The organism is Streptomyces sp. NPDC002851, from assembly GCF_053591935.1.
In genome coordinates, this window is record NZ_JBSFUT010000023.1 from 92,791 (window position 1) to 112,104 (window position 19,314).

Genomic DNA, 19,314 nt, shown 5'->3' on the forward strand with positions numbered 1-19,314 from the left:
CCCTCGGCCTCGATGAGGACGAGCTGACGAGGAGCACACCACCATGACCACCCCCACCCTGCAGAGCGGCCCGGCTTACCCCTCGCTCGGGCTGCACCCGGCGGGCGGTTCGATACCCAGCCGCGCCGAGACCCGTGAACAGCTGGCCAAGGCGACGTACGACCTGCTCGTGATCGGCGGCGGCATCCTGGGCATCTCCACCGCCTGGCACGCCGCGCAGGCCGGGCTGCGGGTGGCCCTGGTGGACGCCGGTGACTTCGCCGGTGCCACCTCGTCGGCCTCCTCCAAGCTGCTCCACGGCGGCCTGCGTTACCTGCAGACCGGCGCCGTGAAGCTGGTCGCGGAGAACCACTTCGAGCGGCGTGCGGTCTCCCGCCAGGTAGCGCCGCACCTGGCCAACCCGCTCACCTTCTACCTGCCGGTGTACAAGGGCGGCCCGCACGGCGCGGCCAAGCTCGGTGCGGGCGTCTTCGCCTACTCCGCCCTGTCGGCCTTCGGCGACGGCGTCGGTCACCTGCTCTCGCCCGCCAAGGCCGCGCAGGACGTGCCGGAGCTGCGCACCGACAACCTCAAGGCCGTGGCCGTGTACGGCGACGACCAGATGAACGACGCCCGCATGGCCCTGATGACGGTCCGCGCCGCCGTCGAGGCCGGTGCGGTCGTCCTCAACCACGCCGAGGTCACCGGCCTTCGCTTCACCGAGGGCCGGGTCAGCGGCGCCGACCTCAAGGACCGTACGTCCGGCGACGAGTTCGGCGTCAACGCCCGCCTGGTGCTCAACGCCACCGGCCCCTGGGTGGACCACCTGCGCAAGATGGAGGACGCGAACGCGGCGCCGTCCATCCGCCTCTCCAAGGGCGCCCACCTGGTGCTCAAGCGCACCGCCCCGTGGAAGGCCGCGCTGGCCACCCCGATCGACAAGTACCGCATCACGTTCGCCCTGCCGTGGGAGGACATGCTGCTTCTCGGTACGACGGACGAGGAGTTCGAGGGCGACCCGCGCGACGTCGCCGTCAACGACAAGGACGTCACGCAGATCCTCGACGAGGCCGCGTTCTCGATCCGGGACCAGCAGCTGTCCCGCGACCTGATCACGTACTCCTTCGCCGGTCTGCGAGTCCTCCCGGGCGGCCCCGGCGACACCTCGAAGGCCAAGCGCGAGACGGTCGTGACCGAAGGCAAGGGCGGCATGCTGTCGGTCGCGGGCGGCAAGTGGACGACCTTCCGCCACATCGGCCGTACGATCATGAACAAGCTGGCCGAGCTGCCCGGGCACCCGCTCGGCGAGGGCATGCAGCCGATCTCGCAGCTGCCCAAGAAGCTTCCGCTGCCGGGCATTTCGAACCCGAACGCCGTCACGCACCGGCTGCTCGTCGATGGTGTCGACGGCGCGTCCGGCCCGCAGATGGCCGAGGACACCGCGCGCCACCTGGCCACGCACTACGGCTCGCTCTCCTTCGACATCGCCCGCCTGGCCAACGAGGACCCGGCCCTGGCCCAGCGGATCCACCCGGACGCCCCGGAGATCTGGGCCCAGGTCGCCTACGCCCGGGACCACGAGTGGGCCGAGACCGCGGACGACGTGCTGCGCCGCCGTACCACCCTGACGATCCGCGGCCTGGCCACGGACGAGGTGCGGGGCAAGGTGCAGTCGATGCTCGACGGCAAGAAGTGACGCTCCAGTAGGGGCAGTTGTCTCTCATAAGGGCAGTTGTAAAGGGCGGTCGCCATGGGTGACCGCCCCTTACGCATGCTCGGGCACTACTTCTTACGCGTCCAAAAACTGACCGTTTCGCGCCACTGCGTGAACAGCGCCGCGTCGCCGAAGACCGCCACATCACTACCGCCATCGCCGTCGCCGTCTCCGCCGCCGTCGCCGTCGCCGTCGAGGTCACGGCGGTCGTAGACGAGCAGGAGCAGTTCGGCGGCCGGGCCGCGCACGGCGACCGTGGCCTTCTCGTGCGCGCGCCGCAATGCGATGTCCGGCCCGGACAGGTCGAGCAGCCACTCCCCCGACTCGACCGACTCGACCGCCTCGCCCGTCTCCGCCGGTGCGGCGTCGGTGGCGTGCAGGTGCAAGGTCCGTCCCGGCGCGAGGAGTTCACGGCGGGCCTCCGGCTCGGCCGCCTGCGGCAGCACGCTCATCGCCATCCACTCGTCCAGGCCGATCAGCGCCGCGGCCGGTTCGAGGCGGTACGGGGCGCCCGCGGCCCGCGCCGCGTCGTACCGGTGCACCATCGCCTCGACGGCCAGGCGCCGGGCCCAGAACAACGGGGTGCGCGGCGGTGCGGGCGCCCACACCGGCGCGTCCGCGGGGGCTTCGCGCAGTGCCGCTACGAGTCGGCCCGCGGTCCCGGTCAGCCACTCCGTGAGGACGCCGGGGTCCTTGTCGTCGTGGCCCGTCACGTCGTTCACCAGGTCGTCGTGCGGTACGGGAGCCGTGGCACGCGTACGGACGGCGAGTTCGGCCCACTGCTGTGTGCCGCCGATGTGGCGCAGCAGGTTCCCGAGGTTCCAGCCGGGCAGGGTCGGGACCGGCAGCGTCAGATCGGCGTCCCGCACGACGGAACACAGGAGTCCGGTCTGGTCGAGGATCGTGGAGCAGCAATCTTCGATTCCTGCGGGGTCACTCATGGCGCCACGGTAGCCCCATAATGCCCTTGATACATCGGACATTTGCTTGTCTGTGCTTGCCTGCGCTTGCCTATGCTTGCCTGCGTTTGTCTGCGTTTCCGTCTGAGTTGACCGGAGGTCGGGCGATGGCCGTCACCGACGAGGCGATCGAGAAGATCAAGGGCATGATCGTCTCGGGTGCGCTGCGGCCGGGCGACCGGCTGCCCAAGGAGAGCGAACTCGCCGCCGAGCTTGGCCTGTCCCGGAACTCGCTGCGCGAGGCGGTGCGCGCCCTGGCCCTGATCCGGATCCTCGACGTGCGGCAGGGCGACGGCACGTACGTCACAAGTCTGGATCCGCAACTGCTCCTTGAGGCGCTGAGCTTCGTGGTCGACTTCCACCGTGACGACACGGTGCTCGAGTTCCTCGCGGTACGGCGGATCCTGGAACCGGCAGCCACGGCGCTGGCCACCGCGCACATCGCCGAGGCCGAACTAGACGGTCTCGGCGCCCAGTTGGAGGCCCTGGGTCCGGCGCCCTCGGTGGCCGAGCTGGTCGCCTGCGACCTGGAGTTCCACCGCCGCATCGTGCGCTCCTCGGGCAACTCGGTGCTCTGCTCGCTGTTGGACGGCCTGTCGGGGCCGACCACGCGGGCCCGGCTCTGGCGCGGGATCACCCAGGAGGACGCGGTCAGCCGGACGCTGCACGAGCACCGGATGATCCTGACCGCGCTGCGGGACCGGGACGCGGAGGCGGCCAGGTCGTGGGCGACGGTGCATATCGCGAGCGTGGAGCAGTGGTTGCGCTCCAGTTTGTGACATTGAACATCGGACGTTTACGGCATCGCTCTCCAATCGCCCGGAGAGCCAGCAAAGACTCCGTACAGAAGCGCTCCGGACGTGCACGGGGGCTGCGGTGGCCCCCTTGAGACGCCGTAAGGTTGAGGCGTACGTAAGGCACGTCGGAAGGAGGCACTGGGTGATCGAGCTCGAGGGGGTTCCCGAGCTGGTCGACCCGGTCATGGTGGCCGCGTTCGAGGGCTGGAACGACGCCGGCGACGCCGCCTCCGCCGCGGTCGCGCACCTGGACAAGGAGTGGAAGGGCGAGGTGTTCGCGGCGCTCGACGCCGAGGACTACTACGACTTCCAGGTCAACCGCCCGACGGTCTGGCTGGACGGCGGCGTCCGCAAGATCACCTGGCCGACGACGCGCCTCTCCGTGGTCCGGGTGGGCGGCGACAAGCCCCGCGACCTGGTCCTGGTCCGGGGCATCGAACCGTCCATGCGCTGGCGCTCGTTCTGCAACGAACTGCTCGGCTTCGCGCACGAGCTGGGCGTGGAGATGGTGGTGGTCCTGGGCGCGCTGCTCGGCGACACCCCGCACACCCGGCCGGTGCCGGTCAGCGGCGTCACCTCCGACCCGGACCTGGCGCGCACCATGAACCTGGAGGAGACCCGGTACGAGGGCCCGACGGGCATCGTCGGCATCCTCCAGGAGGCGTGCACGCACGCGGGCGTCCCGGCGGTGTCGCTGTGGGCGGCCGTGCCGCACTACGTGTCGCAGCCGCCGAACCCGAAGGCGACCCTGGCCCTGCTCAACCGGCTCGAGGACCTGATCGGCCTGCGCATCCCGCTGGGCGAGCTGGCGGAGGACGCCCGGGCCTGGCAGCTCGGCGTGGACCAGCTGGCCGCCGAGGACAGCGAGGTCGCGGAGTACGTCCAGACGCTCGAGGAGGCGCGGGACACCGCGGAGCTGCCCGAGGCGTCCGGCGAGGCCATTGCCCGTGAGTTCGAGCGCTATCTGCGCCGCCGTGACGGCGGGCCTGGCCCGGGGCCGGGTGCGGGGCCCGGGCACGCGACGGAGAGCGGCGACGGCAGTTCATCGTTCCTGCGGGACAGCCCGAGCGGCCGCACCAGGCCGCGCCGGCTCCCGGCCGAGCAGCCGCCGACGCCCCCGGAGACGTCCCAGGAACCGGAGGGCGGAGACTCCCCGTCCGACGGCGATACGCCGACGGACGGACCGGCCGAGGACTAGGTCCTTTCTCGCTCCCTGGCGGGGTGTCAACTGCCTTTGACACCCCGCCACATCACCTCTTCCTACGGGGCCTTTACCGCTCATGGCGCGCCTTCGGAGCGTTGCGAACCTTCGGACGCAGTACGGGGCCGGACGGATCAGTCCCGTCCGGCCCCGTACTTCTGTGGAGACGTACTCCTGTGCGCCGTACTTATGCAGCCGTACTTGTGCAGCAGTACTTAAGTAGAGCGGGTCACAGCGCCACGCCGAGCAGTGCGTCCACGGCGCGCGACACCACGCCGGGCGCCCCCTCGTCCGTGCCGCCGGTGGCGTCCTGGGCGGCGGCCCAGCGGTCGACGGCCGCGAGCGCGGCGGGCGAGTCGAGGTCCTCGGCGAGCGCCGCGCGGATCTCCTCGACTACGGCGTCCGCGCTCGGCCCGTCGGGCCGCGAGACGGCGGCGCGCCAGCGGCCGAGCCGGGCCACGGCGTCCTCGAGCACCTGATCGGTCCACTCCCAGTCGGCGCGGTAGTGGTGGGCGAGCAGCGCGAGCCGGATCGCGGCCGGGTCGACGCCGTCGCGGCGCAGCTGGGAGACGAAGACGAGGTTGCCCTTGGACTTGGACATCTTCTGGCCGTGCAGGGCGACCATCCCGGCGTGCACATACGCCTTGGCGAAGGGGTGTTCGCCGGTCAGGGCCTGGGCGTGCGAGGCGCCCATCTCGTGGTGCGGGAAGGCGAGGTCGGAGCCGCCGCCCTGGATGTCGAAGCCCATGCCGAGGTGGTCGAGGGCGATGGCCACGCACTCGATGTGCCAGCCGGGGCGGCCGCGGCCGAGGCTGCCGCCGTCCCAGCTGGGCTCGCCCTCGCGGGCGGCCATCCAGAGCATCGGGTCGAGCGGGTTCTTCTTGCCGGGCCGCTCGGGGTCGCCGCCGCGTTCCGCGGAGAGCGCCTTCATGGTGGCGGCGTCGTAGTGGGAGACCTCACCGAAGTGGGCATCGGACTCGACGGAGAAGTAGGTGTCACCGTCGAGTTCATAGGCGGCGCCGATGTCGCGGAGCCGCTCGACGAGGGGAACGATCCCGGGTATCGCCTCGACCGCGCCGATGTAGTGCTGCGGCGGCAGCATCCGCAGGGCGGTCATGTCCTCGCGGAACAGTGCCGTCTCGCGCTCGGCGAGTGCGGTCCAGTCGATGCTGTCGCGCACGGCCCGCTCGAGGAGGGGGTCGTCCACGTCGGTCACGTTCTGGACGTAGTGAACCTGCCGCTTGGTGTCGAGCCACACGCGCTGAACGAGGTCGAACGCGTTGTAGGTCGCCGCGTGACCCATGTGGGTCGCGTCGTACGGGGTGATGCCGCAGACGTAGATACGGGCGACGGGACCGGGGTCGAGGGTGACGAGCCCACCGGTCGCGGAGTCGTGGATGCTGAGGTCGCGGCCCTTGCCAGGCAGGGCGGGGACCTCGGTAGCGGGCCAGGCATGCATGGTTCGAGCGTAACCGGATGCATGTTCCGGATACGAACCGGACCGGTGCTCTTGGCCGGTTCGGCCCTCTTGCGCATTGGCCGGAAAAGTGCAGGGGCCCGATCAGGTACGGGCCGCTCCGGGTGGATGCGGGGAGCGCTACACCGGGGGCCAGGGGATCGCCGGCCAGGTGCCGCTGGGCGCCGGGTGCCGCCCGTCGGTCCGGAGTCCGGCCACGCGTTCGCGCAGCGCGGTCAGCTCGGTCTCGGTGATCAGCTTGCCGAGGCGGGTGGCGAGCGCTTCGCCGGGGGCGAGCGCGGCGTCGAGGGCGCCGAGCACCGTCACCGCCTCATCGGTGAGCGGCTCTCCGGCCCAGCCCCACAGCAGGGTGCGCAGCTTGTCCTCGACGTTGAAGGTGACGCCGTGGTCGATGGCGTAGATCCGGCCGTCGGGCGCGGGCAGCAGGTGGCCGCCCTTGCGGTCGGCGTTGTTGATCACCGCGTCGAGCACGGCGAGGCGGCGCAGGCGCGGGTCGTCGGCGTGTACGAGGAGCGCGGTGCGGCCCTCCTCGACCTCGGCGAAGCCGATGGCCTTCCAGCCGTCCTCGGGCTCCTCGCGGTCCACGAGCGCGAGCAGGCCGGGTGTGCCGTCCTGCGGTGCGGGCTCGATCCACAGCTGGCACATGCCTTCGCCGTACGGGCCGTCGCGCAGCACGGTCGGCGGCACCAGGTCCCAGCCGGTGGCCCGGGAAACCTCGTACGCCGCGACCTCACGCTGGGCGAGCGTCCCGTCGGGGAAGTCCCACAGGGGCCGCTCCCCGGCGACGGGTTTGTACACGCAGTCGGCGCGCTCGCCCTCGTACGCGACCGTGCAGTGGAGTACCGCGTTCGACGCCCCGGCGATACGGCCGTTGACGGTGAGTTCGCCGTGGGTGAGCAGGGTGAGCGGATCGACAGCGGCTCCGGCGCCGCCTGCCACCGGGCTCACAGGCCGCGACGGTATCCGTTCTGACGCGGGCATACGTGTCCTTCCGGGTCGAGCGGCAGGCTGCACAGGGGGCACGGCGGGCGGCCGGCGTTCACGACGTCCAGGGCGCGCTTGGCGAAGGCCCTGGCCTGTGCGCCGGTGAGCCGGACCCGCAGCATGGGCGGGCCGTTCTCGTCGTCCTGCAGCAGTCGCTCCTCGGCCTCGGCGAGGTCCTCGTCGTCCTCGGCCTCGAGCTCGACGAGGGCCTGGGCCTCCACCACCATGAGCTGTTCGTCGCCGTCCCAGGCGAGGGCCATGGTGCCGACCCGGAACTCCTCCTCGACGGGTGCGTCCAGAGGGGCGCTGTCGGCGATCTCGGTGGGCGCCACGGCGGGTACGGGGGCGCTGCCGCCGCTGCGCCGCACCACCTCGTCCAGCAGCTCGTCCATGCGCTCGGCGAGCGCGGCGACCTGCGTCTTCTCCAGGGACACGCTGGTGACGCGGCCGCCGCCCGACGCCTGGAGGAAGAACGTTCGGCGTCCGGGGAGCCCGACGGTACCGGCCACAAAGCGTTCCGGCGGGTCGTAGAGGAACACCTGACGGGACACGTCCTGGCCACTCCCTCGCTCTCTTAAGGTCCTGCGGAAGTCCGGGACCGGCTTTCAAGTGCTGCGGCCGGGGCCACAGTCGGACGTGTTCACCCTACTGCGGGTGGCGATCACGGTGCTCCCGCACCGCCGCCCACCGCGGCGTCGCCGGTATCGGGGGCGGGTTCACCGGCGGGCTTCTCGCGCGGTGCGAGGGACCCGAGGTCGCCGGTGTCGCCCAGGCGTACGAGGAAGGGGCGCAGCCTGGTGTAGCGGATGGCGGTGACCGAACACGGCTCTACAGAGATGCGCTGGAAAAGGTCCAGGTGGAGTCCGAGGGCGTCCGCGACAAGGGACTTGATGATGTCGCCGTGCGAGCACATCAGATAGACGGCGTCCTCGCCGAAGTCCCGCTCCACGCGCGCGTTCCACTCGCGTACCGCTTCGGCCGCGCGGTTCTGCATGGCCCGCATGGACTCGCCGCCAGGGAAGGCGGCCGCGGAGGGGTGCCGTTGGACGACCTCCATCAGGGGCTCGTCGGCGAGTTCGGCGAGCTTGCGGCCGGACCAGTCGCCGTAGTCGCACTCGCCGATGCGCTCCTCGCTGTGCAGGACGAGTTCGGGGCGGGCGGCGAGCAGCGGCGCGAGGGTTTCGTGGCAGCGCTGCAGGGGGCTGGTGACGGCGGTGGCGAGGGGGACCTCGGCGAGCCGTGCGGGCAGCGCCGCCGCTTGGGTGCGGCCGTGCTCGTCGAGGCCGACGCCCGGTGTCCAGCCGGCGAGCAGCCCGGCGGTATTGGCGGTGGACCGTCCGTGCCGGAGAAGGATCAGCGTGGGCATGACCTCACCCTAGGGCCTGAGGCTCGGGGTGTGGGCGGCGCGTGGGGTACAGAAGGAGGGCCGCCGTGGCCGCGGTAGCCCTAGGGCGGGGCCCGGTCCGGGCGTCAGGCGAATTCGGGCGCCGGTGCAGCGGGCCCGCCGAGGGCGTTGCGTCGCTCGGGCATCTTCAGGGACACCATCCGCCGCAGCCCACCGGCCCGCTCGTACGCGTATACGCCGTGGATTCCGGCGGCGAGCGGCTTCGCCTTGGCCTTGGGCCAGCCCAGGATGCGGCCCATGTGGTCCATGACGGCGAGGCTGACGTCCCGGTAGATGGCGATCTCGGCGCGTGCGCTCTCGTGCAGGACGCGCTGGATGGTACGGCCGTGCCCGGCGTACGCGAACCTCAGGAGCTCCTCGTGGCAGTACGCGAGGTGGTTGTCCTCGTCGCTGGAGATCATCCTGACCGCGCGGCCGACGTCGGGGTGGTCGCCGAAGTACCGGCGGAGTATCCGCATCTGCTCGGAGGCGCGTTGTTCGGTGACCCTGCTGTGGGCGAGGTAGATGATGATGTCCCGTTCGGTGAGCGGACCGTCGCTGTTGAGGAGTTCGTGGGCGACGCCGATGCCGTTCCTCTCCAGGAGCATCGTGTAGTCGGTCTCGGGCGGGACCTCGCACGGGTCGAGTCCGCGCTTCTTCAGTAGCGCGTTGAAGATCCGTCCGTGCTTGTCCTCGTCCGCGCCGTGGCGGACGATCTTGGGGGCGAGATCGCGGCGGCTGTCCGGGACGAGCGCGGCGATCCGGCCGTTCTCCCAGCCGCCCTGTGCCTCGCCGCTGGCCGCGATGGAGCAGAACAGCCGGAAGGACTCGTCGTGGTTGAGGATCTCCTCGAAGAGACTCTTGGCCGAGAGCATCACTGCCACCTCCGTGCAGGGGTCCGCAAGTGACGAGTCAAATGCGGTACGGGGTGGTGGGCAACACGGGTGCCGCCGTGGCGCCGCCGAACGGTGGACGCGGTGGCCCGCTCCCGTGCGGCGGCCGGGTCCCTCCTACGGCGCCCGGGCCGTAACCGCCCGGGCGGAGCGGCGTTGATACGAATGACGGCCGTGGCGGGGAAGACCCCCGAGCCCCCACCACGGCCGCAGAGACGTCACTTCACCTTTTCGGGAAGCCCGCGCCCCCTGTGTTCTGTTGGGCCAGCTGTGTGCTGTTAGGCCAGTCCGGCCCGCTCCAGGGCTTCGGTTCCGGCGCGGAGCGAGGCAAGCCGCTCGTCGAGCGTGAAGCCGGACGGGGAGAGCGTCAGGGTGGTGACCCCGGCCTCGGCGTAGGCCCGCATCCGGTCGGCGATCCGGTCGACGGAACCGAGCAGCGTGGTCTGGTCGATCAGCTGCTGCGGTACTGCGGCGGCGGCGCCGTCCTTGTCTCCGGCGAGGTACTTGGCCTGGACCTCGGCGGCCTCCTTCTCGTAACCCATGCGCTGGGCAAGCTTGTTGTAGAAGTTCTGCTTGGGGCTGCCCATGCCGCCCACATAGAGCGCGGTGTACGGCCGGAACGTGTCGGCGAGCGTGTCGAGGTTCTTGTCCTCACCAACGGCCAAGGGCACGGTCGGGCACACGTCGAAGCCGTCCATCGTGAGGCCCGCCTTCTCGCGGCCCGCCCGGATGTGCCGGATGGCGGTGTCCTCGAGGTGGTCGGCGGAGGGGAAGATCAGCAGGGCGCCCTCGGCGATCTCGCCGGTCTGCTGGAGGTTCTTCGGGCCGATGGCCGCGATGTACAGCGGGATGTGCTCGCGGGCCGGGTGCACGGTGAGCTTGATCGGCTTGCCGGGGCCGTCGGGCAGCGGCAGTGTCCAGTGCTCGCCCTCGTACGAGAGGCGCTCGCGGCTCATCACCTTGCGCACGATTTCGACGTACTCCCGGGTGCGCGCCAGCGGCTTGTCGAACTTCACGCCGTACCAGCCCTCGGAGACCTGCGGCCCGGAGACGCCGAGGCCGAGCCGGAAGCGGCCGCCGGACAGGGTGTCGAGCGTCGCCGCCGTCATCGCGGTCATGGCCGGCTGCCGGGCCGGGATCTGGAAGATGGCCGAGCCGACGTCGATCCGCTCGGTCTGCGCGGCGACCCAGGCGAGGACGGTGGCGGCGTCCGAGCCGTACGCCTCCGCGGCCCAGCAGACCGCGTAGCCGAGCCGGTCGGCCTCCTTGGCGACGGCGAGATTGTCGGCGTCCATCCCGGCGCCCCAATAGCCGAGGTTGATCCCGAGTCGCATGCCGGTCCCCTTACTGATCACTGAACGGATCCATGGCGGATCACTGAACGGATGACGGACTGATTACCCAGTGGTAACGAGCGTGCCGGTCGGACTCTAACGCGCGGGGTCCTGATCCGTCAGTGCCCGTCAGGGCCCGGTTATCCACAGGGCAACACGCGTACGACACGTCACCAGTAATCTCAGCGCCCATGGAGCAGAGGCATCTTGGCCGCACCGGCCTGCGTGTGTCCCGGATCGGACTCGGCACCCTTACCTGGGGCCGGGACACCGACGAGCGCGACGCCGCCGACCAGTTGAAGGCCTTCTGGGAGGAGGGCGGCACCCTCGTCGACACCGCCGACGTGTACGGCGGCGGTGAGGCCGAGTACGTCCTCGGGCAGCTCCTGGAAGGGTTCGTGCCCCGGCGCGAGCTGGTCATCGCGACCAAGGCGGGCAGCGTGCCGGACCCCGACCGGCGGTTCGACGGCTCGCGCGGCCACCTCCTCGCCGCGCTCGACGCCTCGCTCCAGCGGCTCGGCACGGATTACGTCGACCTCTGGCAGGTGCACGCGTACGACGAGGCGACACCGCTCGAGGAGACCCTGCAGGCCCTGGACCTGGCGGTGGCCAGCGGCCGCGCCCGCTATGCCGGGGTGTCCAACTTCTGCGGCTGGCAGCTGGCCAAGGCGGCGACCTGGCAGCTGGCCGCTCCCGGGGTGCGCACCCGGCTCGCCAGTACGCAGATGGAGTACTCCCTGCTACAGCGCGGTGTCGAACGCGAAGTACTGCCCGCCGCGCTCGACTTGGGCGTCGGCCTGCTGCCGTCCTCACCGCTCGGGCGCGGCGTCCTGACCGGGAAGTACCGGCACACCACCCCACCCGACTCGCGGGGCGCCTCCGAACACATGGCGCCGTTCGTCGCCCCGTACCTCGACGAGGCGGCCAGCCGCATCGTGGACGCGCTCGCGACAGCCGCCGACGGACTCGCGGCGACGCCGCTCCAGGTGGCGCTCGCCTGGGTACGGGACCGGCCGGGCGTCGCCGCCCCGATCGTCGGCGCGCGCAACGCGCAGCAGCTCACGGCGGCATTGTCAGTGGAGACGCTTAGTCTTCCTGACGAGATCTGCCAGGCGCTCGACGACGTGTCGGCGCCGGTGCACCGCTACCCCGACCAGGACTGGAGCACGTTGTGAGGACGAAGTCCGCCGCCGCGGAAGAACCCGGGACGGACACCACGGCACCCACCCCGGCCACCCCCACCGCCACCGCATCCGGTGACGAGACCGGGACGGGTGCGCGCGGGCGCGCGCTGACGGCCGAGGGGGCTGCGGCGGCCGGGGAAGCTGGTGTCGGCGGTGCTGGGAGCGGTGCCGGGGGTTCCGGGGGTTCCGGGGGTTCCGGGGGTTCCGGCAACCCCAACAGCGAGGGGAGCGCGGGCGGCACAGCTGCCGACGGTGCACACGACGATGCTGTCGGCGGCGGTGACGGAGGCGAATCGGAGGGTTCCGACGTGGATGCGAGCGGGGGCGAGGGCGAGACCACTTGTGCGCTGGAGGGCGACGCCACCGGAACGGCCGAGAGCCGCGAGGCCGGTGGGGAGTCGGCGGCCGAGAGCAGCGAGGCCGTCGGGAGCTCCGCGGGCGAAGGCGGCGAGGCCAGTGGGGAATCGGCGGCCGAGAGCGGCGACGCCGACGAGAGCTCCGCGGGCCAGGGCGGCGAGGCCGGTGAGGCAACTGCGGCGGAGGGCAGCGACGCCGGTGGGGAATTCCCCACCGAGGGCGGCGAGGCCCTCGGGAGCTCCGCGGCCGACAGCGGCGAGGCCGACAGGGAAGCCGCGGCAGAGGACGGCGACACCGATGGCAAATTCCTGACCGAGAGCGACGACACCATCCGGAGCTCCGCGGCCGACAGCGGCGAGGCCGACAGGGAAGCCGCGGCAGAGGACGGCGACACCGATGGCAAATCCCCGACCGGGAGCGACGACACCATCCGGAGCTCCGCGGCCGAGAGCAGCGAGGCCGACAGGGAAGCCGCGGCAGAGGACGGCGACGCCGGTGGCGAATCCCCGACCGGGAGCGACGACACCATCCGGAGCTCCGCGGCCGACAGCGGCGAGGCCGACAGGGAAGCCGCGGCAGAGGGCAGCGACGCCGGTGGCGAATCCCCGACCGAGGGCGACGACGCCGACGGCAGCTCCGCAGGCCAGGGCGGCGACGCCGGTGAGGCGTCCGCGGCGGAGTTGAGCGAGGCGGAGGCTGAGTTGGCTGCGCAGCAGGAGCTGCGGAGGCGGATCGAGCAGCGGAAGGCCGAGCGGGGTGGGCCGGTCGAGAGTGGGGCCAAGCTGAGCGGGACGGCCGCCGATCTGCTTGCCGCGGTCCGCGCCGTGGAGGCCGGTGAGAAGCCGCCGAGCACCGTGTTCAGCGAGCCGGAGCCCGCGCGGCGGCGCCCCGCGCCCGAGCCCGTCCGGCGCCCGCAGCCGACCGCCCCGGCCGAGGCTCCGCCGCCCGACGTCGAGGCGGTGGCCGCGGTGCGCTCCGTCCTCACCCGGGGCGGCGCGCCCGAGACCCTCGCCCCGCAGGTCACGTCGGTGCTCGGCGAGGGCGCCGACAGCCAACTCCAGGAGGACCCCTGGCAGTTGCTGCGGGTCCCCGGCGTCCGGCCCGAGCAGGCCGACGGCTTCGCACGGGCCCTGCTCGGCGAGGCCTGTGGACCCGGCGATGAGCGCAGGGGGCGCGCCCTCACCGTATGGCTCCTGGAGCAGGCCGCCCTCGCCGGGCACACCGCGCTGGAGGCGCCCGCGCTCGAAGCGGCGCTCACCCAGCGCTCGGTGCCGGATCCGGACGCGGCGGTGCAGAGCGCCGTCACCGAGGGGGATGTGCTGGTCTTCCAGGACGCACTCGACGCCCCTCAGCCGGTGCGCCCGGCGGCGGAGAGCGCGGCGGACGGCGAGGAAACGGAAGCGGAGGCCGAGGTCCCGGTGCGGGTTCTGGTCGGCCTCGAGCGGTACGCCCTGGCCGAGGAGAGCCTGGCCGACGGCCTGGCCCGGATCGTGAACTCGCTGGCGAAGGACGGCAGTCCGGACGAGGGCGCCCCGGGGCCGGACGCATGGGAGTCCACCGCGTCGGCCGCCAAGGGCTCGGCGGCCGAGCTGATCCGCGCCGTCGCGGGCCACGGACTCGTCCTGCACTCCGGCGGCGAAGCGGCCCGGGCCGAGCCCGCGGCCCTCGTCGCCGCGGCACGCGACCTCGGCCTGCGCGTCTGGGCCGCCACCCACACCGAGGACGGCCAACACCGCTTTGCGGCCCTGATCCCGGGGACAGGCGCCGGGGCCCGGGACCACGCCTCTGGCGCACCCGGCACCCACGGCACCCCAGGCGCCCCGGGCGCCCCCGGCACGGAGACCGCGGGAAGCAGCCCAGCCCACGCTGGCCAGGCCGGCCCGGACAGCCGTCCAGCCAGCCCCGACAGCCCTGACAGCACCGACAGCAGCACCGACAGCCCTGACACCGACGTAACCGCGACCGTCGCCGGGCTGCTGGCCGGAGCCGAGGGTCCGGGCCGCGACGCCGACGGGGCGCTCGCGCTGGATCTGCTCGTCGTCCTTGACGCGCCCCAACTGGACGTCGAGACCGCGGCGATGCTCGTCGAGTCGCTGCCGGACGGGGCGCGTCTGGTGCTCAGCGGCGACCCCGGCGTGCTGTGGTCGGCCGGGCCCGGCCGGGTCTTCGCCGACCTCCTGGCCGCCCGTACCTGCCCGTTCGTGGTGTCCCGTACGCCGGATCCTGGGCCCATCGGCGAGCTGGTCTCGGGGATCGGTGTCGGCGAGCTGACGCAGGTCGAGGCGCCGGGCAAGGAGGTCGTGATCGTCCCCGTGCGGGACGCGGGCGAGGCGGTGCACCGCACGGTGCAGCTCGTCGCGGACTCGGTGCCCCGGGCCTTCGGGATCCCCGCCGACGGCACCCAGGTGATCACGGTCGGGCACGGCGGCGCCGCCGGGACGCGGGCGCTGAACGCTGCCCTGAAGGAGCGCCTCAACCCCGGCCCCGGCCGGTTCGGCGGCTTCGACGCGGGGGACCGTGTGGCGTACACCCCGGCACCCGGACGCACCCGGCCGGGCCGCGTGGTGGGCGCCGATGCGGAAGGGCTCCGCCTCGACTGCGCGGGCACGCCCGTGCACGTACCGAAGGAGCGGGTGGAGCGGACGGTGCGGCACGGCTGGGCACTCACCGCACACCAGGCGGTGGGCCGCCGCTGGCCGGCCGCGGTCGTGGTGCTGCCCGGCGACGCGGCCGGTGGCCTGACCCGCTCGTGGGTGTACACGGCCTTCGGCCGCGGCGAACGCCACCTCTCCGTCGTCCACGGGGTGGAGGGTGCCCTGGCCGAGGCGGTGGCGAACACCCCGGCGAAGCCCCGCACAACCCGCCTTCCGGTCCTCCTCCGGGGCCAGGAGAGCCAGCAGACCCCGCAGCCGCAGGGTTAGGAGCACGCGCGGGGCGGCCCCGGAAGGTCAGCCGGGCGGGTACGGCATCGGCCGACCGTAACGACGACTCCGGGCCGCCCACGGCCCCGTGCCCCGTGCCGCGTGCCCCGGGGGTACGGACGGACAACCCCCGGGGCGCGGCAGCGGCCGAGGACGAGCCTCAGCGATCCACCGCCGAAGGCTCCAGATCAGGTCCGTCCGGCTCATCCCGGCCATCCCGGTCGTCCCGGTCATCGGGGCCGAAGGACATCGCCCTGAGACCGTCGTCGTCCTCGTCGAAGACCGCGCTCACGTCGAAGCGGCAGACGATGCGTTCCGGGTCGGCGTCCTCGAAGGGGGTCTCCAGCCACTCCCCCGGCTCGGGTGCTGCGTCGGCCGCCGTCACCCAGACCGTGGAGTCGCCCTCCGAGAGGCCGAACTCCTTGTGCCGGGAGGCGATTTCGTCCGGTTCGAACTCGCCGAAGAGGACGCCGAGCGCCGCGTGCGCGCTGTCGCCGACGACGGCCGCGGTCGCGCCCGTCGCCGTGTCCGCGTCCAGGTCGGCGACCCGCTGCGCCTGGGCGCGGAGCCGCTGCGGCTCCACCACCGTGTAGTCCCGGCGGATGAGCACGCTCAGGGCGGTCGGCTCCTCCGGGCCGGTGTAGGCGGGCAGCCCCTCCTCTGCGCCGGGGATCTCGAAGGGCGTCACCTCGTCGTACCGGTCGTAGAGCAGCTCGTCGTACGCCTCGGCCGCCGCGGCCAGCTCGTTGAACGCCTCGTAGACGTCCGGGTCGTCCTCCCCCGACCGGCGCTCGACGGCCTCGAGATGGGCGTCGAGCGCGGCCTTGACCGCCTCGGCGGCGGCACGTACCTCGGCAGCGCTGGGCTGCGCAGCATCAGACATAGTGCAGACGCTATCCGTACCTGGGCGTTGCCCGCACAATAGATGCGATGCCGGAATACGAATTTGTCGACCTGTACGTGCCGCGCGGGGTCTCCCGCAAGGAAGCGACGCGTCTGCTGACCGACCACGCCGAGTACGGACACTGGGAGTTGGACCGACTGCGCCTCCATCCGGACGGCAGTCGCAGGGTGCGGCTGCGCCGCCGGATCATCCGCCAGCTCCGCGCCACCTGGTGACGGCGGAGCGCACCCGGCTCCAGGAAAACCCAGGGGGAAAGAAACAACAGATCCGGGGAAAGAAACAAAGATCCAGGGGGACAAAGCAGACCCAGAGAACAAAAGAGGGCAGAAGGCAGCAAAGCGGAGTGGGTCCCTTCACGGGGACCCACTCCGTGGTCGTTCCTCTGACAGACCTGGGCCGTCTGAAAGGCCTAGGCCGCCTGCCGCGCCTTCCGGTACACGACCGCGCCCGCGAGCAGCAGCCCCGCGCTCAGCGGCACCGTGAGGCCGAGCGGCACGTCGACGCCGGTCCGGGCGAGCTCCGTGCGGGCCTCCGGCTGGGTGACGGTCTGCGTCCCCGGGGAGTTCGGGTCCATCGACCGGGGCTCACCCGGGCTGTGCGGCGACTCGCCGCCCGGACCGTGCGGCCCCTCGGGCCTCGGCTTCACGCGTTTACCGGGGTCACCGGGTTTACCGGAGTCATCGGGGTCATCGGAGTCACCAGGACCCCCGGGCCCCCCAGGGGCATCCTTGCCCGGCGGGTCGGGGTTGTCCTTGCCCGGCGGGTCGCCGGGAGTGCCATGGTCCGGCGGTTCCTCGGGGCTCCCGTTGTCCGGGGGGGTGGAGTCTCCCGTGCCATTGCCGCAGTCGTTGCCGGTGGTGGCGTTTCCGGCGCCGACCACCGAGACGCTGTTGCCGCAGGCGTTGACGGGGGCATCGACCGGCGCCTGCACATTGTTGCCCGAGCCGATCCCAGGGGAGTCGCTGGTCGACCCCTGCGCGCCGGAGTCGCCGCTGGACGACCCGGTCCCGTCGGATGTTCCGTCCTGGCCGCCCCCGGTGTTGCTGCACTCGTTGCCCGCCGCCGGGTTCAGCAGCCCCACCACGTTCACGGTGTTCCCGCAGACGTTCACCGGGACGTCGACGGGGGCCTGGGCGTTGTTGCCGCTGAGCACGCCGGGCGAGTTCGATGCACCGCCGTCGGCGCTCGCTCCCCCCGCTCCGTGCGCGTAGCCGCCGGTCACGGCGAGTACGCCGGTCGCGGCCGCCACAGTGAGCAGGCTCTTGCGCGTGCCCTGTCGCATAGGTTCTTCCTTTGCCTACTGGAATGCGCACGCCCCACGGACATGCGCCTCATACGCAGCGGCCCCGGAGTGCATGGCTCGCACTCCGGGGCCGACCGAACTCAGACCCTCATGGGGTGAGGCACAACGTCAGTGGTTGATGCAGTCGTTGCCGAAGGCGGGGTTCAGCAGCCCGATCACGGAGACCGTGTTGCCGCAGGCGTTCACCGGCACGTGAACGGGAACCTGAACCAGGTTGCCCGAGGCAACACCCGGGGACTTCACGGCGGCACCCTGAGCGCCCGAGTCGGCGACGGCCACGCCCGCGCCGGCGAGCACCAGACCACCAGTGGCAGCCGCAGCAGCGACGACCTTCTTGATCATTATTCCTCCTTGTTGGCAATGCAGTCCCAGCCGCGGACTGCACCACCTGTAACGAGGACGGAGGAACGGGGCTACGACCCGGCGGGCCCTTTCACCCGTTTCAGTCAATTGCGCACACGCTGGCGATTATTGGAGTTTCGTGTCACCGATCTGCTCGCTCTGCTCCGCCGGTCAGCTCGCGTCGATGAAGCGGTCGAGGACGCGTACGCCGAACTTCAGGCCGTCCACCGGAACCCGCTCGTCCACGCCGTGGAACATCCCGGCGAAGTCGAGCTCCGGCGGCAGTTGCAGCGGTGCGAAGCCGAAGCAGCGGATGCCGAGGTCGTCGAAGGACTTGGCGTCGGTGCCGCCGGAGAGCATGTACGGCACCGCCCGCGCGATCGGGTCCTCGGCCCCCAGCGCGGACTGCATGGCGTCCACGAGCTTGCCGTCGAAGTCGGTCTCCAGGGCCTTGTCGGCGTGCACGTCCTCGCGCCGCACGCGCGGGCCGAGGATCCGGTCGAGGTCGGCGAGGAACTCCTCCTCGTGGCCAGGCAGGAAGCGACCGTCGACATGGGCGGTGGCCTGGCCCGGGATCACGTTCACCTTGTAACCGGCGCCGAGTTGGGTGGGCGCGGCGGAGTTCCGCAGCGTCGCGCCGACCATCTTGGCGATGCCGCCGAGCTTGGCGAGGGTCTCCTCCATGTTCTCCGGGTCGAGCTCGGTGCCCAGGGCGTCGGAGAGCTCGTCGAGGAAGGAGCGCACGGTCTTGGTGACGCGCACCGGCCACTCGTGCCGGCCGAGGCGGCCGACGGCCTCGCACAGCTCCGTAATGGCGTTGTCCTTGTTGGTCATCGAGCCGTGGCCCGCTGTGCCGTCCACGGTCAGGCGCATCCAGTGCATGCCCTTCTGGGCGGTCTCGACGAGGTAGAGCCGCAGCTTCTCGTTGACGGTGAAGGAGAAACCGCCGACCTCGCCGATCGCCTCCGTCACGCCCTCGAAGAGCTCGGGGTGGTGGTCGACGAGATGGCGTGCGCCGTATGTACCGCCGGCCTCCTCGTCGGCGAGGAACGCGAGCACGATGTCCCGCGGCGGCTTGCGGCCGCTGCGCAGCCGGTCGCGTACGACCGCGAGCGTCATCGCGTCCATGTCCTTCATGTCGACCGCGCCACGGCCCCACACGCAGCCGTCGGCGATCTCGCCGGAGAACGGGTGGTGGGTCCAGTCCTGGGCGTTGGCCGGTACGACGTCGGTGTGACCGTGGATCAGAAGGGCCGGCCGCGACCGGTCCTCGCCCGCGATCCGGGCCACCGTCGAGGCCCGCCCCTGGTGGGACTCGAAGATCCGGGGTTCCAGGCCGACCTCGGCGAGCTTCTCGGCCACGTATTCGGCGGCCTTGCGCTCGCCGGGCCCCGAGTGGTCGCCGTAGTTGCTGGTGTCGATCCGGATCAGGTCGCGGCAGAGGTCGACGACCTCCTCCTCGCCGGAGACCGACGACGTCCTGACGTCCCTGCTCGACTCGCTCACGCTGTTCCTCCCGGGGGTGCGCTGGTGGTCCCCCTCATCCTCGCGCGCCGCGCCGCGCATCCCAAGGCCGGGCAC

17 protein-coding genes are annotated in these 19,314 nt (G+C 71.9%); 6 read left to right on the forward strand and 11 right to left on the reverse strand.

Annotated elements, in window-relative coordinates; translation table 11 throughout:
* Positions 1-43: 43 nt before the first annotated feature.
* Positions 44-1,675 carry an FAD-dependent oxidoreductase gene (locus ACWD10_RS23840; protein ID WP_451094166.1) on the forward strand — a complete coding sequence of 544 codons (1,632 nt, stop codon included), beginning with the start codon at positions 44-46 and terminating at the stop codon, positions 1,673-1,675.
* Positions 1,676-1,761: 86 nt separating this feature from the next.
* On the opposite strand, the gene ACWD10_RS23845 is transcribed toward ACWD10_RS23840, so the two are convergent.
* A complete protein-coding gene (locus ACWD10_RS23845) occupies positions 1,762-2,634 on the reverse strand; it encodes a maleylpyruvate isomerase family mycothiol-dependent enzyme (RefSeq protein WP_451094168.1) in 873 nt (290 codons plus the stop codon).
* A gap of 125 nt (positions 2,635-2,759) precedes the next feature.
* Between ACWD10_RS23845 and ACWD10_RS23850 the strand changes: the two genes are divergently transcribed.
* Positions 2,760-3,431, forward strand: a complete 672-nt coding sequence (locus ACWD10_RS23850; RefSeq protein WP_451094170.1) for a FadR/GntR family transcriptional regulator — start codon at positions 2,760-2,762, stop codon at positions 3,429-3,431.
* Positions 3,432-3,591: 160 nt separating this feature from the next.
* Positions 3,592-4,647 carry a PAC2 family protein gene (locus ACWD10_RS23855; RefSeq protein WP_451094172.1) on the forward strand — a complete coding sequence of 352 codons (1,056 nt, stop codon included), beginning with the start codon at positions 3,592-3,594 and terminating at the stop codon, positions 4,645-4,647.
* A 232-nt stretch (positions 4,648-4,879) separates the two neighbouring features.
* On the opposite strand, the gene mshC is transcribed toward ACWD10_RS23855, so the two are convergent.
* The 6 genes from mshC to ACWD10_RS23885 all read right to left on the reverse strand — a co-directional run bounded on the left by mshC (position 4,880) and on the right by ACWD10_RS23885 (position 10,722).
* The gene (gene mshC, locus ACWD10_RS23860) at positions 4,880-6,109 is read right to left on the reverse strand and encodes a cysteine--1-D-myo-inosityl 2-amino-2-deoxy-alpha-D-glucopyranoside ligase (RefSeq protein WP_451094174.1); all 1,230 of its coding nucleotides are present in this window, start codon (positions 6,107-6,109) and stop codon (positions 4,880-4,882) included.
* Positions 6,110-6,247: 138 nt separating this feature from the next.
* A complete protein-coding gene (locus ACWD10_RS23865; RefSeq protein ID WP_451094176.1) occupies positions 6,248-7,108 on the reverse strand; it encodes an SCO1664 family protein in 861 nt (286 codons plus the stop codon).
* The gene (locus tag ACWD10_RS23870) at positions 7,072-7,662 is read right to left on the reverse strand and encodes a DUF3090 domain-containing protein (RefSeq protein WP_451094177.1); all 591 of its coding nucleotides are present in this window, start codon (positions 7,660-7,662) and stop codon (positions 7,072-7,074) included. The genes ACWD10_RS23865 and ACWD10_RS23870 overlap by 37 nt, the downstream gene beginning before the upstream one ends.
* A gap of 110 nt (positions 7,663-7,772) precedes the next feature.
* Positions 7,773-8,477: a histidine phosphatase family protein gene (locus ACWD10_RS23875; RefSeq protein ID WP_451094179.1), complete on the reverse strand. Its 705-nt coding sequence runs from the start codon at positions 8,475-8,477 to the stop codon at positions 7,773-7,775.
* A 104-nt stretch (positions 8,478-8,581) separates the two neighbouring features.
* On the reverse strand, positions 8,582-9,370 hold the full coding sequence (locus ACWD10_RS23880; protein ID WP_451094181.1) for a ferritin-like domain-containing protein: 789 nt from the start codon (positions 9,368-9,370) through the stop codon (positions 8,582-8,584).
* Between the two features lie 296 nt (positions 9,371-9,666).
* Positions 9,667-10,722: an LLM class F420-dependent oxidoreductase gene (locus ACWD10_RS23885; RefSeq protein ID WP_451094183.1), complete on the reverse strand. Its 1,056-nt coding sequence runs from the start codon at positions 10,720-10,722 to the stop codon at positions 9,667-9,669.
* A gap of 191 nt (positions 10,723-10,913) precedes the next feature.
* Between ACWD10_RS23885 and ACWD10_RS23890 the strand changes: the two genes are divergently transcribed.
* Together ACWD10_RS23890 and ACWD10_RS23895 are read left to right on the forward strand one after the other, a co-directional pair.
* Positions 10,914-11,897, forward strand: coding sequence for an aldo/keto reductase (locus ACWD10_RS23890; RefSeq protein ID WP_451094185.1), 984 nt, complete (start codon positions 10,914-10,916; stop codon positions 11,895-11,897).
* A gap of 674 nt (positions 11,898-12,571) precedes the next feature.
* Positions 12,572-15,184, forward strand: coding sequence for a helix-hairpin-helix domain-containing protein (locus tag ACWD10_RS23895; protein WP_451094249.1), 2,613 nt, complete (start codon positions 12,572-12,574; stop codon positions 15,182-15,184).
* Between the two features lie 160 nt (positions 15,185-15,344).
* On the opposite strand, the gene ACWD10_RS23900 is transcribed toward ACWD10_RS23895, so the two are convergent.
* Positions 15,345-16,067 carry a hypothetical protein gene (locus tag ACWD10_RS23900; RefSeq protein ID WP_451094187.1) on the reverse strand — a complete coding sequence of 241 codons (723 nt, stop codon included), beginning with the start codon at positions 16,065-16,067 and terminating at the stop codon, positions 15,345-15,347.
* 47 nt (positions 16,068-16,114) lie between these two features.
* On the opposite strand from ACWD10_RS23900, the gene ACWD10_RS23905 reads away from it, so the two are divergent.
* Complete coding sequence (locus tag ACWD10_RS23905; protein ID WP_451094189.1) at positions 16,115-16,303, forward strand: DUF5703 family protein; 189 nt, start codon at positions 16,115-16,117, stop codon at positions 16,301-16,303.
* 194 nt (positions 16,304-16,497) lie between these two features.
* On the opposite strand, the gene ACWD10_RS23910 is transcribed toward ACWD10_RS23905, so the two are convergent.
* The 3 genes from ACWD10_RS23910 to ACWD10_RS23920 form a co-directional block, all read right to left on the reverse strand.
* A complete protein-coding gene (locus ACWD10_RS23910) occupies positions 16,498-17,370 on the reverse strand; it encodes a chaplin (protein ID WP_451094191.1) in 873 nt (290 codons plus the stop codon).
* Between the two features lie 129 nt (positions 17,371-17,499).
* Entirely contained in the window at positions 17,500-17,733 is a 234-nt protein-coding gene (gene chpH / locus ACWD10_RS23915; protein WP_451094193.1) for a chaplin ChpH, read from the reverse strand.
* A 171-nt stretch (positions 17,734-17,904) separates the two neighbouring features.
* Complete coding sequence (locus tag ACWD10_RS23920) at positions 17,905-19,239, reverse strand: M20/M25/M40 family metallo-hydrolase (RefSeq protein ID WP_451094195.1); 1,335 nt, start codon at positions 19,237-19,239, stop codon at positions 17,905-17,907.
* Positions 19,240-19,314: the final 75 nt, after the last annotated feature.